The organism is Agrobacterium sp. LEGMi-208b, from assembly GCF_059511785.1.
The window spans coordinates 2,743,554-2,759,024 of the sequence record NZ_CM183445.1; the positions used below are offsets into that span (position 1 = coordinate 2,743,554).

Consider the following 15,471-nt stretch of genomic DNA (forward strand, 5'->3'; position numbering starts at 1 on the left):
TTACGCTCAGAAAGAAGGATATCGCCCATGGCTCTCGAACTCGACATCGCCTCTCTTGCCAATGCGCTTCAGGAGGCGGCGGCAGTGGAAATCCTGCCGCGGTTCCGCAATCTGGGCGAAGGCGATGTGCGGATGAAGACCGAGGCGATCGACCTCGTGACAGAGGCCGACGAGGCTGCCGAGCGGCTGATCCGCGCCCGGGTGCAGGAGATCATGCCGGATGCGCTGTTCATTGGTGAAGAGGCGGTGGCGGCGGATGCCTCGCTGCTCGGCAAGCTTGCCGATGCCGATCTTGCCGTTGTGGTCGATCCGATCGATGGCACCTACAACTTCGCCTCCGGCCTGCCGCTTTTCGGCGTGATGATGAGCGTCATCTCAAAGGGCGAGACCGTCGCCGGCCTGATCTTCGATCCCATGGGCAATGATTGGGCGATTGCCGAAAAAGGCTCCGGCGCGTGGCTGTGCAGCGCCGATGGTTCACAGACGCAGATGTCGGTGGTGCCGGCTCCGGAACTGTCGCAGATGGTCGGCATCGCCAATACCGGCTATTTCGATGTGGAGACCCGCCGCAAGATTCTGACGAACCTCGCCGATGTGCGGCTCTTCACCAGCTATCGCTGCGCCGCACACGAATACCGCCTGTTCTGCGGCGGCCACATGCATTTCCTGATGTATAACAAGCTGATGCCCTGGGACCATCTGGCCGGCACGCTGATCTCGCAGGAATCGGGCGCCTATGCGGCGCGTCTCGACGGCTCGCCCTATCTGCCGCGCCATGTGGATGGCGGGCTGCTGCTTGCTCCGGATCAGGAGACGTGGGAATTGCTGCGGGAGAAGATTTTCACGGTGTGAGGTGGCGTGACAAGGTTGCGGCTTGATGGTGGACATCATCTACCTCGCCTCCGTCATCCTCGCCCTTGAGGCGAGGATCCACAGGCGGTCGAAGCGATGGATCCTCGGGTCGAGCCCGAGGATGACGCCAAGAGTGGGGAATGGGTGCTGAAACTGGCCGACGCTGAGTGTTACGCCATCCGTCAATCAAACAAAAAGGGCGCGGAACAGAATTCCGCGCCCTTTCTTTTTTCAACCGTTGTTACCGTGTCGGCTTGTTATGGGCCTGAAACAGCATGCCCTTTTCGCCGATCAGCACGAAGATCAGGCCGATGATGGAGACCACAAAGAAGCCGGCCACCATGGGCAGCGCCGTCCCGTCGAAAGCCTGGCCGATGGCCGCGCCGATCAGCGAGCCGCCGACGGTTCCCATGAAACCGATAACGGAGGAGGCGGTGCCGGCGACGTGGCCGAGCGGTTCCATGGCGAGCGAGTTGAAGTTCGAGCCGATCCAGCCGAACTGGAACATGGCAAGCGCAAAGAACACGATGAAGATGGCGAACGGCATCGGTTCCGGCCCGAGCACCTGCACCACCAGCCAGATGAAGGTGATGGCGATGAAGCCGAGCAGCGACCCGTGCGACAGCTTGCGCATGCCGAACTTGCCGACAAGCCTCGCATTGATGAAGGACGAGAAGGCCATGAACAGGGCGACGCCGGCAAAGGCCGCCGCAAACCATGCGCCGAGCCCATAAATGCCCTTATAGACCTGTTCGGCCGAATTGATGAAACCGAACAGTGCGCCAAAGATGAAGGTGCTGGAGAGCGTGTAACAAAGCGCAATACGGTTGGTGAGCACGATCTTGAAACCGCCGAGCACCGAGCGGGCGGTGAAGGGGCGCACATCATCCGGGTGCAGGGTTTCCGGCAGGCGGAAATACATCCACGCCGTCACGACGGCCGCTATTGCCGCCATGAAGGCGAAGATCAGATGCCAGTTACCGAAGAAGAGCACGATCTGGCCGGTGCCAGGCGCGATGACCGGAACGACCATGAAGACCATCATGATCAGCGACATGACTTCCGCCATCTGGCGGCCGCCATAGATGTCGCGCACGATCGAGATGGTGATGACGCGCGTTGCAGCCGAACCGATCCCCTGAATGAAGCGCAGGAACAGCAGGCCGGAGAAGGATGGCACGAAGACCACGGCAATGGCGGAGATGATGTAGATGGCCAGACCGACGAGCATCGGCTTGCGGCGGCCGAAACGGTCCGAGATCGGTCCATACAGAAGCTGGGCGACGCCGAAGCCGAGAAGGTAGGTGGAAATCACGTATTGGCGGTGGTTTTCATTCACGACGCCGAGCGAAGCGCCGATTTCCTGAAGACCGGGCAGCATGATGTCGATGGCGAGCGCATTCAGCGCCATCAGCATGGCGGCCAGCGCAATAAATTCCGTGCGCCCCATCGAGCCTGCGCGCGAAGCGGTGGATTGTGAAAGATTTGTCACAGGATTGCCCCAAAAAGAACGGCAAAGGCGTTGCATGAAGCAACGCCTGGCATAAATTTCTGACAATCAGGGTGGGCCGGATGAACCGGCCGAAATCAGGCCGCGCCGCGGACGCTGATACCCTGTTCTTGGAAGTGGTTCTGCAACTCGCCGGACTGGAACATCTCTCTTACGATGTCACAGCCGCCGACGAATTCGCCCTTGACGTAGAGCTGCGGAATGGTCGGCCAGTTGGAATAGTCCTTGATGCCCTGGCGGATATCGGCATCGGCAAGCACGTTGATGCCCTTGTAGTCGACGCCGAGATAATCGAGGATCTGTACCACCTGGCCGGAAAAACCGCACTGCGGAAATTGCGGGGTGCCCTTCATGAAAAGAACGATGTCGTTGCTCTTCACTTCGCTGTCGATCATGTCGTGAATGCCGCTCATAGGCCTATTCCTTTCACATGCGGTTCAAGGCCGCTGCTTTCTGTTAGCCTCTAAATAACATGTCGCGGCGCGATTTCCACCCGGAAAGCGTAAAAAATGCGCGGGTGTGGCATCGAACAATGGGGCCGGAATTTCTTGTTTAAGCAGCATCCATCAGCGATCCGGATATATGAGCAGTATTTTTCCCATCGTCTTACGCGGCTTGGAGACAAGCAGGGTGAATATGCCGGTCTCTTCACCGGAAAAAAGATCCAGTTCCCGTTGGCTCTGGAGCTTCATGTGCGACCGACCGTTCGCTAGCGAACAATCACGCTCGCAGTCGATCCACATTTCACTGGTCCAACTGCCGGCTTGGGCGGTGACCTCAAGCTCGACAGTGAGCTTGGGGCTTTTCTGTTCGAACAGGCGACAGGTTTGACCGACCTTACATATGGTCTCGCCCGCAATCGGCTCCGCATTGTCGAGCATTATGCCGAAGCCGATCCTGATCTCTTTTTCGTTAGTATCCTCCGCTGCGCCTTGTTGCGGCCCCAAGAACGTTAGTAGAGCGCAGGCGATAAGCAGACGGAGACAATTCATCACCGATATCTCTGCCGACTGCGCGCGGCGGTGGTGCGTCTCTTGCTCACCTGTTTCTTGGCCGGCTTGGGTTTGACGGCGGCATTGATCGCGGCTTCCAGAACGGAGCCGACGATGCCGCCGGCCAGCGAGCCGGTGCTTTTCGTCCGGCGCGCGCGGCGCGTCTTGCGGATGCCGGTCTTGGTGAGGATTTCAGACAGCGCGCCCTTGACGACGCCGTTGAGTACTTGATCGACGATGCCAGACAAATTTCCCTCGCCAATAAATAAATCATATTTCCGTCGCGATTTTTACTATACGTGCATCGCCCGCTGTATCAAGCGATCCTTTCGGGTGTCTCCAGCGCGGTTTTGCTTTTCTCCGAAACGCAAAAGCGCGCTATCTCTTTGTTTTTACGCATTGTCCTGATGTAAAAGCGATTCCGCTTTTACTGGAAATGCTCCGGCCGAAGGTTCATGCATGCCAGCCGTCAAGTCACGACTTGTTCTTTATTTCCCCGGTTTCGATCCGCTCGATGCGGCTGCCCATCATCTGCGTTACCAGCGGGCGGCGGCGCTGGCCGGCAAGACATGGGATGTCGACTATAGGGTGGGGCCGCTGGAGAACAGGCCGGGGGGCGAAACATTCACGGTGGAGGCCTCGGCGGGTGGCTGGCGGACGCGCTCCGACATTTTCGTTTACGATCATAATGGGGTGATATCGCAATTGCGGGATGCGCCGGTCTGGCGGCAGATCTGGCTCGGCTTCAAGGCCGGGGCGGCCATTGTCAGTGAGGGCGGTGCGGCGCGTTACTTCCGCCATGCCTGGCGTTTTGGGCTGTTCTTCATCTTCCCGTTCCTGCTGATGCTTGTCGGTGGCGCGCTTGCGGCGGCTATCGCCCTGTTGCCCTGGCTTTTCGCTTTGCCGCTCTGGCTCTTCGCGATCAGCCTTCCCGCCGCCGCGCTGTTTTTCGCAAAGGCTTTCCTGCCGTTTGCAGAGCGGTTTCACACCCTGCATCTTTATGCGGACTGGCGGTTCGCGCTTTCGGTCGGCCGGGATGAACCGATTGCCCGCGACTGGATCGAGGAGAGGGCAGCACTTGTTCTGACGGCGCTGGAACAGCCCTCGGATGAGGTTCTGGTGGTTTCCCACAGCATGGGCGCCAGCCTTGCGCTCGCCGTGATCGGCCGTGTGCTGGAACTGAAGCCGGATGCGCTGGATGGCCGGAAGTTGTCCTTTGCGACCTTGGGCGGCGCGGCGCTGCAATGTGCGTTCCTGTCGAGTGCGGACAGGCTTCGCCAAAGTGTCGGCACGATCGCCCGTCACCCGGAGGTGACATGGTTCGATATCCAGTGTCTGACCGATCCGATTCATCTCTATCGGTGCAATACCGTGGGCCTGACCGGTCACAGGGATGCGCCGCAGCCGAAGATCGTGCCGATCCGTTTCAAGCATGCGCTCTCGCCGGATCGTTACAGGAAGAACAAGCGCAACTTCCTGCGCATGCACCGGCAATATGTTCTGGGGCCGGATCGCAAATCCGGTTACGACTTTACGCTGCTGACGGCGGGGCCGTTGCCGGCCGCGTCCTTCGCCGATCTGGATTCGCAGACGCCGCCTGCCTTGTAAGCGGCGTTTTCCCCTTTTGCCCGATATGAAAAGGCCCGCGTGAAAGCATCACGCGGGCCTTTGATTTATCCGCAGTTTTCACGCTCCGCCGCAGACGGGACAGAGACGTTGTCTTGCCATAACCGCTTTCACGGGCGCAATCATTCGGGAGCCGAGGTCTGCAGGGCAAGGGCATGCAGAACGCCGCCCATATTGCCCTTCAGCGCGTCATAGACCATCTGGTGCTGCTGCACGCGGGTCTTGCCCTTGAATGCTTCCGCAACGACTTCCGCCGCGTAATGATCGCCATCACCGGCCAGATCGCGGATCGTGACCTTTGCCCCGGGAATTCCCGCCTTAATCATGTCTTCAATGTCGCCGGGTTTCATGGGCATGGTGTTTCTCCTTAATTCATTCTGCGGCGAGCAAAGTTTCGCCGTCCATGAATTGAGGGAACCACGATTCATAGGCCAAGTGCAATTCTTTAATCTCGACGGCGCGCGCCGTGCCCAGCTTTACGGTGGAACCGCCGGTAACGCCGATGGCCGGGCAGGAAACGCCGGCTGCCTTGGCCGCCGCCTGCACCTTGTCGAGATCACCCTTCTTGACCGTCAGGACATAACGGCCCTGATCTTCGCCATAGAAGGTGAGGATTGCATTATGGCCTTCGACGGCGTCGATTGTCGCACCGATGCCGGACGAAATCGCCATTTCGGCAACGGCGAGGGCGAGACCGCCCGAGGAGCAATCGTGAACGGCGGTGGCAAGACCATCGGTGATGATGCCACGGACGAAATCGCCGTTTTTCTTCTCGGCGGCGAGATCGACATGCGGTGCCGGGCCATCGATGCGGCCATGAATGTCGCGCATATAGACCGACTGGGCGATGTGGGTGCCGAGGCCGGCAGGCGCGCCGACCAGCAGTACCACCTCTTCAGCGGCGGCAAAGCGGATGCGCGCCATGCGGCCCCAATCCTTCAGGAGGCCAACGCCGCCTATGGTGGGGGTGGGCAGGATCGCCTGGCCATTGGTCTCGTTATAGAGCGATACGTTGCCGGAAACGATCGGGAATTCCAGCACGCGGCAGGCTTCGCCGATGCCCTTGATGGCATGGACGAGCTGGCTCATGATCTCGGGCTTTTCCGGATTGCCGAAATTGAGGTTGTCGGTTGCCGCCAGCGGCAAAGCGCCGGTTGCGGTGAGGTTGCGCCAGCATTCGGCGACCGCCTGCTTGCCGCCTTCGAAAGGATCGGCCTCGACATAACGCGGCGTCACGTCGGAGGAGAAGGCGAGCGCTTTCTTGTCGTGGCCTTCGACGCGCACCACGCCGGCATCGCCGCCGGGAAGCTGCAGCGAATTGCCCTGGATCAGCGTGTCATACTGTTCGTAAACCCAGCGGCGCGAGGAGTTGTTGGCCGAACCGACAAGCGATACCAGCGCATCGGCGATATCGGCGGCGGGGATGTCATTTTCTGAGAGCGCTGCGGGCACCTTGGCGGGCGTCCACGGGCGGTCATATTCGGGGGCCTCGTCGCCGAGTTCCTTGATCGGCAGGTTGGCGACTTCCTCGCCATTGTGCAGCACACGGAAGCGCAGGTCGTCGGTGGTCTTGCCGACGATGGCGAAGTCCAGACCCCATTTGACGAAGATCGCCTTGGCGACTTCTTCCTTGGAGGGTTCGAGAACCATGAGCATGCGCTCCTGGCTTTCCGACAGCATCATTTCGTAAGCCGTCATGCGCTCTTCGCGCACCGGTACGGCGTTCAAGTCGAGTTCGATGCCGAGATCGCCCTTGGCGCCCATTTCGACGGCCGAGCAGGTGAGGCCGGCGGCACCCATGTCCTGAATGGCGATGACCGCGCCGGTCTTCATCAGCTCAAGGCAGGCTTCCAGCAGGCACTTTTCGGTGAAGGGATCGCCGACCTGAACGGTCGGGCGCTTTTCCTCGATGGATTCGTCGAATTCGGCAGAGGCCATGGTCGCGCCGCCAACGCCGTCGCGGCCGGTCTTCGCACCGAGATAAACGACCGGCAGGCCGACACCCTTGGCTTCCGAGAGGAAGATCGCATTGGACTTGGCAAGGCCAGCTGCGAAGGCATTGACGAGGATGTTGCCGTTGTAACGCGGGTCGAATTCCACTTCGCCGCCAACCGTCGGCACGCCGAAGGAATTGCCATAACCGCCGACACCGGCGACGACGCCAGCTACGAGGTGGCGGGTCTTCGGATGATCGGGCGCGCCGAAACGCAGGGCGTTCATGGCGGCGATGGGGCGGGCGCCCATGGTGAAGACGTCACGCAGAATGCCGCCGACGCCGGTCGCCGCACCCTGATAGGGCTCGATATAGGACGGGTGGTTGTGGCTCTCCATCTTGAAGACGACGCAGTCGCCATCGTCGATATCGACCACGCCGGCATTTTCACCGGGACCCTGAATGACGCGTGGTCCCGTTGTCGGCAGGGTCTTCAGCCACTTCTTGGAAGACTTGTAGGAGCAGTGCTCGTTCCACATGGCCGAGAAGATGCCGAGCTCGGTAAAGCTGGGCTCCCGTCCGATCAGGTCGAGGATACGCTGATATTCGTCGGGCTTCAGCCCATGGGATGCAACGAGTTCCGGGGTGATCTTGATGGAGTTTGGAATCGACATAGGTCTCACGCGGTTCGAGCCGAGGAAAGTTTCCGGTTCTTTAGCGCAAGAGGCTCCATGGCGCGACAGGAAAATGCGCCGCTTTGCCGGCAAAACGCTGCTTTCTTGGCTTATTCAGAACTTGTAGCCGACCATGAGGCCGACGCGAGTGAGCCCGTCATTGGGGCCGTCGCAGAGATTGGCATGGGAGGCGTGCTCGATCTGGGTCGAAATATTCCAGTTGTTGTCGAAGCGATAGCCGATGGCGGCATATTCATGGAAAAGCACGCGGCAGCCAAATTCCGCGCCGGTTTCGCCCGCGCCGTTCCTCAGCCTGCCATCGTGCCACAGGCCACCAAAACCGAGATCGACGAAAATCTTTGGATTGAGATCGAAGGTCCAGTTCACGCCGCCGTAAATGGTGTTAGCCGAACCCTCGGTGCCGATTTCTGCGCCGAGATGCAGGCGGGGGCGGGCAAGTTTTTCGCCGAGTGTGACGGCGGATGCGCTGGCGAAGGGATCGAAATAGGCGGTGAAGGCCGGGAAGACGCCGTTTTCACCGCCGCCATTGCGATTGGCAAGCGAGGTGGTGGCCCCGAACCGCAATTCATCGAACACGGTGCCATCCGCAGCGGCCGCCGGCATGATGTCGATAAGGACACATGCCGCAAGAAGCGCCGCCAAAATGAAAAACGCCCTGACACCTGTGGAACCAAATGCTGCCACCGAATCATTCTCCACCACGAATTTCGCAAAGGATGGCAGGTTTGTCGGTTTGGTAAATGATGAGTTACTGAATTAAGGGCGATGTTGCAGGAATGACTCTCCGGCGCAACGTTCAGGCGACGCTTTCATAACCGGCGGAGCCGTTATCGAGCAGGTGACGCAGGACGCCGAAGGCATGGGTCAGTTCCTCGCGGGTGGAGGGCCCGGAAAAGCTGATGCGAACGCGGTGGAAAACCTTGTCCGTTCGTCCGGCCTTGAACTCGTCCTCGTCATCGATCAGCACGCCTTCCTTCATCGCCGCATTGCGGAAGGTGCCGGAAAGCCAGGGTTCGGGCAGTCTCAGCCACAGGAAGGCGATATCGGGCCGCGAATTGAAGTCCAGCCCGGCCAGCGCGCGCCTCGCAATCGCCTCGCGTCCATTCAGTTCGGCAATGCAATCCTTGCGGATATCGTGGGCGTCGCCGCTGTTGACGAGGCGTGCATTCAGCTCCGCTAGCACGAAGGGCAGACCGCCCGTCAGCATCGAATGGGAAATACGGATGCGCGATGAATATTGCGCGGGACAGGCGACCCAGCCGCCGCGCACGCCGGCGGCGACGGATTTCGACAGGCCGCCGACCACGAAGGTGATGTCTGGCGCGAATTCGGCAATCAGCGGGATCGCTTCGCGCGTCATCGCGCCATAAAGATTGTCCTCGATGATCCACACGCCGTAACGACGGGCGATATCGGCAATCGCGCGGCGGCGCTCTTCCGGCAGGGTGGCGCAGGTGGGGTTCTGGCCTGCTGACATCAGGAAGATCATTTTCGGGTGCTGTTGGGCGCAGACCCGTTCGAAATCATCAGGGATAATACCGTCCTGATCCGCTTCCACCAGCGTCACCCGCCTTCCGGCAAGGGCGGCGCTGCGGCTGATGTGGGAATAGGTGACGGGTTCGAAGACGATACGGTCGCCCGGCGCCGTCATTGCCGTTATCACGCTCATCACCGCCGCATGGGCGCCAAGCGTCGAAACGATATTTTCCGGCTTCGGCGCCCAGCCGTTCTGGGAAAGCCAGCGGGCACCCGCCAGGCACCAGCTATCCGGGAAAGAGCGGGCATAATTGGTGATGTCGTAGGTGTGCTCCCGGGTGACGGCCTCGATGTGCCTGGCGATCAGCAGGCTCTGGCCGACATCGGGTGCGGCCGTCGTGTTCAACCGGAACTCGGCGCTGCTGTCGACGGCGTGGCGGGTGCTGCCAAAGGCCGCCGCGGCCGGTTCGAGAGGCAATGACGGGGCAGGGGTCTTGCGCTCATTGACATAGGTGCCGCGGCCGACTTCGCCGCTGACGAGGCCGCGCTCATGAATGAGCGCATAGGCCCGGCTGATTGTGCCGATTGTCACACCCAGATCATAGGCGAGGTTGCGCTGCGGCGGCAATTTCGAGCCGGCCTGCAGGGTGCCGTCAGAAATTGCGCCTTCGATACTGTCCGCAAGGCGAAGATAAATCGGGCCGTCGCCCTCGGTAATGTCGGGAAGCCAATTTGTCATGGTGACAATTTATGCATTGTATCTATCCCTAAGTCAATTGTATTTATTGTCTGCATTAAGTGACATCAAAAACACGGAGACAATAGGTGCAATATGCGCAAGATGGATCAATACCTTTCGACAGCGGATACACTCTATCCTGATGGTTACGAACGGGAACGCGTGTTCCGCGATGCCGGCGACATGGTCGCACCGGCGCCCTTTCCGGCCAAGATCGCCCGCACGCTTATTGGTCGCATGATTGCGGGCATGGCCCATTGGCTGCAGAAACGACGCGGACGGCTCGCTTTGCGGGAGCTGTCCGATGATCTTCTGGAGGATATCGGCGTTACGCGGGATGAGGCCCTGACGGAGGCCGCAAAATCGCGGCTTCTCTCGTGGCCGCCGCGGCCGCTTTGATTTTTTGTCGAAGAGCGGTGCCTTCTTTCCCCGGCACCATCAAGCCATTCGGCAGCCCGCCACGCCAATCCCAACCGGCGTCGGCGGGTTTTTTGTTGGGTTGTTTGGAGCGTCTTCGTCAAATCGGGAAAAGGTAGGGGGAAGATTCTTGCGCTAGGTATCCGCGTTCCTCATTCCTGTGCTTGTCACAGGAATCCAGCCGACGCGCGTCTGCGCGGCGAAAAGACTCATCTCAGCCCAAGGACTTGGGCTGGCTGGATCCCTGTGACAAGCACAGGGATGAGGGAGCCGAATTGTCGATCAGCAGCCCTTGCCGCCATTTGCCCAGCGCTTGACGTCGGTGGCGATGCGACCGGAGATGGCGTCGCTCATCACGGGTCCGAAGGCGTCGAGCTTTGCCGGGTTGCCTTCAGCCTGGATCACCAGCATGGGGCGCGATTCCGGGCTGTTGCGCGGCACGAGCAGGATGCGCGGGCGGCCGGAGAAAGAGTTCAGTTCCGGGGCCAGACGATAGGCCTTGAACGCCGCATCGCCCGATTTGAACCAGCAGGCATTGGCGCCAAGCGCGATCCTCTCCATCGTCGGCAAGGCCGCGCGGGAGACGGAAGCGGCCGGCTGCGGTTTCGGCTGGCAGGCGGCAAGTGCGGCGGCAGCGAGGATCAGTCCGGTGGCTTTATAGGCATCGTGTCGAAGAATGCGGGGCATCAGGTCATCCAGAAGAGAAGCCGAAACATCGCCGGAAGCCGGCATCAAAAAAGGCGGGCTTGAAGCCCGCCCGGTCCATCAGGCTGCGATGACGCCGAGTGCCGAAGCAAAGAGGCCGCGGCCGTCATTGCCGCCATGGGCGGCTTCGATGAGGTTTTCGGGATGCGGCATCATGCCGAGGACATTGCCCTTGGCGTTGATGACGCCGGCAATGTCGTTCAGCGAGCCGTTGGGGTTGGTGCCCTCGGCATAACGGAACACCACCTGGCCGTTGCCTTCCATCGCCTTCAGCTCTTCGGCTTCGACGAAGTAATTGCCGTCGTGATGGGCGACGGGGCAGCGCAGGATCTGGCCCTTGTCGTAAGCGCGGGTGAATTCGGTGTCGTTATTGGCGACTTCGAGCTTCACTTCCCGGCAGACGAATTTCAGCGAGGCATTGCGCATCAGGGCACCCGGCAGCATGCCGGCTTCGACCAGAATCTGGAAGCCGTTGCAGACGCCGAGAACCTTCACGCCTTTTTCCGCCTTTTCGCGGATGGCCTGCATGACCGGCATGCGGGCGGCGATGGCGCCGCAACGCAGATAGTCACCATAGGAGAAGCCGCCCGGAATGACGATCAGGTCGACATCGGGAATATCCGTTTCCGTCTGCCAGATGGTGACGGGCGCCTGACCGGAGATTTTCGTCAGAGCCGCGATCATGTCGCGGTCGCGGTTGAGGCCGGGAAGTTGGACGACAGCGGATTTCATGGCGGCGGCTCCTGGAGCTTAAAGAATGCTGATGGCGTAGTTTTCGATGACCGTATTGGCCAGCAGCTTTTCGCACATTGCCTTCAGGTCGGTCTCGGCCTTGGCCACGTCGGCGCCTTCCAGTTCCAGATCGAAGACCTTGCCCTGGCGGACGTGGCCGACGCCATCAAAACCGAGGCTGCCGAGCGCGCCTTCGATTGCCTTGCCCTGCGGATCGAGAACGCCGTTCTTCAGCGTAACAGTCACCCGTGCCTTGATCACCTGATCTTCTCCTGATTTACCCTACGAGGCCAATATTACTTTACAAGGACCGGACCGGTGCCACGGATCGGTTCGTTTTCATTGATGATGCCGAGACGGCGCGCCACTTCGGAATAGGCTTCCAGAAGCCCGCCCATATCGCGGCGGAACAGGTCCTTGTCCATCTTTTTCTGGGTCTCGATGTCCCACAGGCGGCAGCTATCAGGCGAAATCTCGTCGGCGAGGATGATGCGCATCATGTCGCCTTCGAACAGCCGGCCGCATTCGATCTTGAAATCGACGAGCTGGATGCCGACGCCGAGGAAGAGGCCGGACAGGAAGTCGTTGACGCGGATGGCGAGCGCCATGATGTCGTCAAGCTCGGCGGGGTTGGCCCAGCCGAAGGCCGTGATGTGCTCTTCGGAGACCATCGGGTCTTCCAGCTCATCCGACTTGTAATAGAACTCGATGATCGAGCGCGGCAGCACCACGCCTTCCTCGATGCCGAGGCGCTTGGAGAGCGAGCCGGCGGCGACATTGCGCACGACGATCTCGAGCGGGATCATCTCCACTTCCTTGATCAGCTGCTCGCGCATGTTGAGGCGGCGGATGAAGTGGGTGGGAATGCCGATCTTGTTCAGATGCGTGAAGACATATTCGCAGATGCGATTGTTCAGCACACCCTTGCCGTCGATGACTTCGTGCTTCTTCTTGTTGAAGGCGGTCGCATCGTCCTTGAAGAACTGGATAAGCGTGCCTGGCTCCGGACCTTCGTAGAGGATCTTGGCCTTGCCTTCGTAAATACGGCGGCGACGGTTCATAATGGCAGGTCTCTTGGTTGACGCCGATTCTGGTGGCGTTGCGTTTGGTCTTTGAAGCGGTCCCATAAAGGAAAAGAGTGCATTCTACAATGCGGCTGGCATATTTCCCTTCAATTCTTGTGACAGGCCGGGGAAACCGCTTCGTCCTGAAAATCGGCCTGCGGGGCCGATCGAGGGGGAGGCGGTCCACATGGCCGCCACCGTCATGGCTCGACTGCCTTCAGCCGGCTCAGGAACTGGGCGAACACCATGCCGCCTTCGGGCCATGGACCGTGGCCGGACTCAGCGTTGATATGGCCGGACATGCCGGCATCGACCAGCAGCGATCCCCAGGCGGCGGCGATGTCATCGGCATGTTCATAGGAGCCGAAGGGATCGTTTCTGCTGGCGATGGTGATTGCCGGAAACGGCAGCGGATCGCGCGGATAGGGCCCGAAGGTCATCAGGTGCTTCGGCCGGATATCGGGATTGGCGACATCGGGCGGGGCGACAAAAAGTGCGCCGGACACCTTCTTGCCGATTTCCGGCAGGGCGTGGATCACGGTCGGCACGCCAAGCGAATGGGCGACGATGACGATGGGCTTTGTGGAGGCGTTGACCTCTTCCACCAGCCGGGCGACCCAATCTTCCTTCACGGGTTTGGACCATTCGGCCTGCTCGACGCGGCGGGCGGTGGAAAGCTTGCGCTCCCAGCGGCTCTGCCAGTGATCGGGCCCCGAATTGGTATAACCGGGAACGATCAGGATATCTGCTTCTGAAACTTTCATGCGCCCATATCTGTGTTGTGATGCCGCCGCGATCAAGGTCGCGGCGGCATTAACTTCAAGGAGTTCTCTCAGGCCTTGCCGAAGACACGGGTGAAGATCGTGTCGACATGCTTGGTGTGGTAACCGAGATCGAACTTCTCGCGGATCGCCTCTTCGGGAAGGGCGGCGCGCACTTCCTCATCGCCCAGCAGTTCCTCCAGGAAATCAGCGCCCTGTTCCCAGACCTTCATGGCGTTGCGCTGTACCAGACGGTAAGCGTCTTCGCGCGAAACGCCGGCTTGCGTCAGCGCCAGCAGAACGCGCTGCGAATGCACGAGGCCGCGGAACTTGTTCATGTTCTTCAGCATGTTGTCCGGGTAGATCACCAGCTTTTCGATGACGCCGGCCAGACGGTTCAGCGCGAAATCGAGGGTAACCGTGGTGTCGGGGCCGATGGCGCGTTCCACGGAGGAGTGGCTGATATCGCGCTCGTGCCAGAGCGCTACGTTCTCCATGGCCGGAACGACGGACATGCGGACCAGCCGGGCTAGGCCGGTGAGGTTTTCGGTCAGAACCGGGTTACGCTTGTGCGGCATGGCGGACGAGCCCTTCTGGCCGGGAGAGAAGAACTCTTCCGCTTCCAGAACTTCGGTGCGCTGCATGTGGCGGATTTCGATGGCGACGTTTTCGATCGACGAGGCGATGACGCCGAGGGTCGCGAAGAACATGGCGTGGCGGTCACGCGGGATGACCTGCGTCGAAACCGGCTCGGGGATGAGGCCGAGCTTGGCGCAGACATGTTCCTCGACGCGCGGATCGATATTGGCGAAGGTGCCGACGGCGCCGGAGATCGCGCCGGTGGCGATTTCGGCGCGGGCATTGACGAGGCGCTCGCGGTTGCGGTGCATCTCGGCGTAGAAGCGGGCGAAAGTCAGGCCCATCGTGGTCGGCTCGGCATGGATGCCGTGGCTGCGGCCGATGCGCACCGTGTTCTTGTGTTCGAAAGCGCGGGTTTTCAGCGCGGCCAGCACGCGGTCCATATCGGCGAGCAGCAGATCGGCGGCGCGGACGAGCTGGATGTTGAGCGTGGTGTCCAGCACGTCGGACGAGGTCATGCCCTGATGCACGAAGCGGCTGTCGGGACCGACAAATTCCGCAAGATGGGTGAGGAAGGCGATGACGTCGTGCTTGGTCACGGCCTCGATCTCATCGATGCGGGCGACGTCGAAAGTGGCGCTGCCGCCCTTTTCCCAGATGGTCTGGGCGGCGGACTTGGGGATGACGCCGAGTTCGGCCAGCGCGTCACAGGCATGGGCCTCGATCTCGAACCAGATGCGGAACTTTGTTTCCGGCGACCAGATGGCGACCATTTCCGGCCGGGAGTAACGAGGGATCATGGCAATGACTTTCTTAGTGGAGGAATTTTGCTGCCCGTTTAGCAAAGTGTTCCGGTAATCTCAATCTATCAAGCTGCATGGCTATGTCGCTTGCGGCGCACGCCGGCAGAGGAACGCGCCGGCGGCCAAGAGCGGAAGAGCCGCAAAGGGAAAATACAGTCCGAGACCGAGAATGGCGAATTGGTAGACCGCGCCGAGCGAGGTGAAGAGCTGCTGGAAAAACCAGATGCGGGAAAAGGCCGGTGCGTGCCATTGCGCATAAAAGATACGGTACTGGAACGCGAAAAATGCCACCGCAACGGCCAGCGTGAAGAAAGCGATGGCGAGGCAGGCCGCCGCGAAACGCAGTGGCAGGGAAGTGGAGGCGGGAAGGAAGCGCAAGGCCATGACGGCCAGCAGCCAGCCTAAAAGGCCGCCGCAGAAGAAAAGCGTGATGATATCGGCCGCATGGTCGGTTTCCAGCCGGTTTCGGACATAGAGGCCGATGGCGGTGGCAGCGGCGGAGCAGAGGGCCCAGACAAGGGCGCCGAGAGCCAGGAACAGCGCTGCCGAAGCCGTCTCACGGAAATCCCGCCTGTCGCTTTCCATGA

18 protein-coding genes are annotated in these 15,471 nt (G+C 60.5%); 3 read left to right on the plus strand and 15 right to left on the minus strand.

Going from position 1 to position 15,471, the window contains the following annotated elements:
- Positions 1-27: 27 nt before the first annotated feature.
- The gene (locus tag AC5YUO_RS13415; RefSeq protein ID WP_496153640.1) at positions 28-852 is read left to right on the plus strand and encodes an inositol monophosphatase family protein; all 825 of its coding nucleotides are present in this window, start codon (positions 28-30) and stop codon (positions 850-852) included.
- Positions 853-1,093: 241 nt separating this feature from the next.
- Here AC5YUO_RS13415 and AC5YUO_RS13420 read toward each other — a convergent pair whose 3' ends face one another.
- The 4 genes from AC5YUO_RS13420 to AC5YUO_RS13435 form a co-directional block, all read right to left on the minus strand.
- Positions 1,094-2,302 carry a multidrug effflux MFS transporter gene (locus AC5YUO_RS13420; RefSeq protein WP_496154862.1) on the minus strand — a complete coding sequence of 403 codons (1,209 nt, stop codon included), beginning with the start codon at positions 2,300-2,302 and terminating at the stop codon, positions 1,094-1,096.
- Positions 2,303-2,439: 137 nt separating this feature from the next.
- Complete coding sequence (grxD, locus tag AC5YUO_RS13425; RefSeq protein WP_003520429.1) at positions 2,440-2,775, minus strand: Grx4 family monothiol glutaredoxin; 336 nt, start codon at positions 2,773-2,775, stop codon at positions 2,440-2,442.
- Positions 2,776-2,928: 153 nt separating this feature from the next.
- Positions 2,929-3,354 carry a hypothetical protein gene (locus tag AC5YUO_RS13430; protein WP_496154863.1) on the minus strand — a complete coding sequence of 142 codons (426 nt, stop codon included), beginning with the start codon at positions 3,352-3,354 and terminating at the stop codon, positions 2,929-2,931.
- The gene (locus tag AC5YUO_RS13435) at positions 3,354-3,602 is read right to left on the minus strand and encodes a hypothetical protein (protein ID WP_496153641.1); all 249 of its coding nucleotides are present in this window, start codon (positions 3,600-3,602) and stop codon (positions 3,354-3,356) included. Before AC5YUO_RS13435 ends, AC5YUO_RS13430 begins: the two co-directional genes overlap by 1 nt.
- Positions 3,603-3,813: 211 nt before the next feature.
- Between AC5YUO_RS13435 and AC5YUO_RS13440 the strand changes: the two genes are divergently transcribed.
- The gene (locus AC5YUO_RS13440; protein WP_496153642.1) at positions 3,814-4,962 is read left to right on the plus strand and encodes a hypothetical protein; all 1,149 of its coding nucleotides are present in this window, start codon (positions 3,814-3,816) and stop codon (positions 4,960-4,962) included.
- Between the two features lie 140 nt (positions 4,963-5,102).
- On the opposite strand, the gene AC5YUO_RS13445 is transcribed toward AC5YUO_RS13440, so the two are convergent.
- From AC5YUO_RS13445 to AC5YUO_RS13460, 4 genes are all read right to left on the minus strand, one after another.
- The gene (locus tag AC5YUO_RS13445) at positions 5,103-5,336 is read right to left on the minus strand and encodes a BolA/IbaG family iron-sulfur metabolism protein (RefSeq protein ID WP_003507909.1); all 234 of its coding nucleotides are present in this window, start codon (positions 5,334-5,336) and stop codon (positions 5,103-5,105) included.
- A 16-nt stretch (positions 5,337-5,352) separates the two neighbouring features.
- Positions 5,353-7,587 carry a phosphoribosylformylglycinamidine synthase subunit PurL gene (purL, locus tag AC5YUO_RS13450; protein ID WP_496153643.1) on the minus strand — a complete coding sequence of 745 codons (2,235 nt, stop codon included), beginning with the start codon at positions 7,585-7,587 and terminating at the stop codon, positions 5,353-5,355.
- Between the two features lie 114 nt (positions 7,588-7,701).
- Positions 7,702-8,292, minus strand: coding sequence for an acyloxyacyl hydrolase (locus tag AC5YUO_RS13455; RefSeq protein WP_496153644.1), 591 nt, complete (start codon positions 8,290-8,292; stop codon positions 7,702-7,704).
- A gap of 112 nt (positions 8,293-8,404) precedes the next feature.
- Positions 8,405-9,823, minus strand: coding sequence for an aminotransferase-like domain-containing protein (locus AC5YUO_RS13460; protein ID WP_496153645.1), 1,419 nt, complete (start codon positions 9,821-9,823; stop codon positions 8,405-8,407).
- A 93-nt stretch (positions 9,824-9,916) separates the two neighbouring features.
- Between AC5YUO_RS13460 and AC5YUO_RS13465 the strand changes: the two genes are divergently transcribed.
- A complete protein-coding gene (locus AC5YUO_RS13465; RefSeq protein ID WP_400816828.1) occupies positions 9,917-10,222 on the plus strand; it encodes a DUF1127 domain-containing protein in 306 nt (101 codons plus the stop codon).
- A gap of 300 nt (positions 10,223-10,522) precedes the next feature.
- Here AC5YUO_RS13465 and AC5YUO_RS13470 read toward each other — a convergent pair whose 3' ends face one another.
- The 7 genes from AC5YUO_RS13470 to AC5YUO_RS13500 all read right to left on the minus strand — a co-directional run bounded on the left by AC5YUO_RS13470 (position 10,523) and on the right by AC5YUO_RS13500 (position 15,469).
- The gene (locus AC5YUO_RS13470) at positions 10,523-10,927 is read right to left on the minus strand and encodes a hypothetical protein (protein ID WP_496153646.1); all 405 of its coding nucleotides are present in this window, start codon (positions 10,925-10,927) and stop codon (positions 10,523-10,525) included.
- Positions 10,928-11,005: 78 nt separating this feature from the next.
- Positions 11,006-11,677: a phosphoribosylformylglycinamidine synthase subunit PurQ gene (purQ, locus tag AC5YUO_RS13475; protein WP_496153647.1), complete on the minus strand. Its 672-nt coding sequence runs from the start codon at positions 11,675-11,677 to the stop codon at positions 11,006-11,008.
- A gap of 18 nt (positions 11,678-11,695) precedes the next feature.
- Entirely contained in the window at positions 11,696-11,938 is a 243-nt protein-coding gene (gene purS, locus AC5YUO_RS13480) for a phosphoribosylformylglycinamidine synthase subunit PurS (RefSeq protein ID WP_496153648.1), read from the minus strand.
- Between the two features lie 35 nt (positions 11,939-11,973).
- Entirely contained in the window at positions 11,974-12,738 is a 765-nt protein-coding gene (purC, locus tag AC5YUO_RS13485) for a phosphoribosylaminoimidazolesuccinocarboxamide synthase (protein WP_003495374.1), read from the minus strand.
- A gap of 203 nt (positions 12,739-12,941) precedes the next feature.
- Complete coding sequence (locus tag AC5YUO_RS13490) at positions 12,942-13,505, minus strand: alpha/beta hydrolase (protein WP_496153649.1); 564 nt, start codon at positions 13,503-13,505, stop codon at positions 12,942-12,944.
- A 68-nt stretch (positions 13,506-13,573) separates the two neighbouring features.
- A complete protein-coding gene (gene purB, locus AC5YUO_RS13495) occupies positions 13,574-14,881 on the minus strand; it encodes an adenylosuccinate lyase (RefSeq protein WP_496153650.1) in 1,308 nt (435 codons plus the stop codon).
- Positions 14,882-14,962: 81 nt separating this feature from the next.
- Entirely contained in the window at positions 14,963-15,469 is a 507-nt protein-coding gene (locus tag AC5YUO_RS13500) for a hypothetical protein (protein WP_496153651.1), read from the minus strand.
- Between the last annotated feature and the right edge of the window lie 2 nt (positions 15,470-15,471).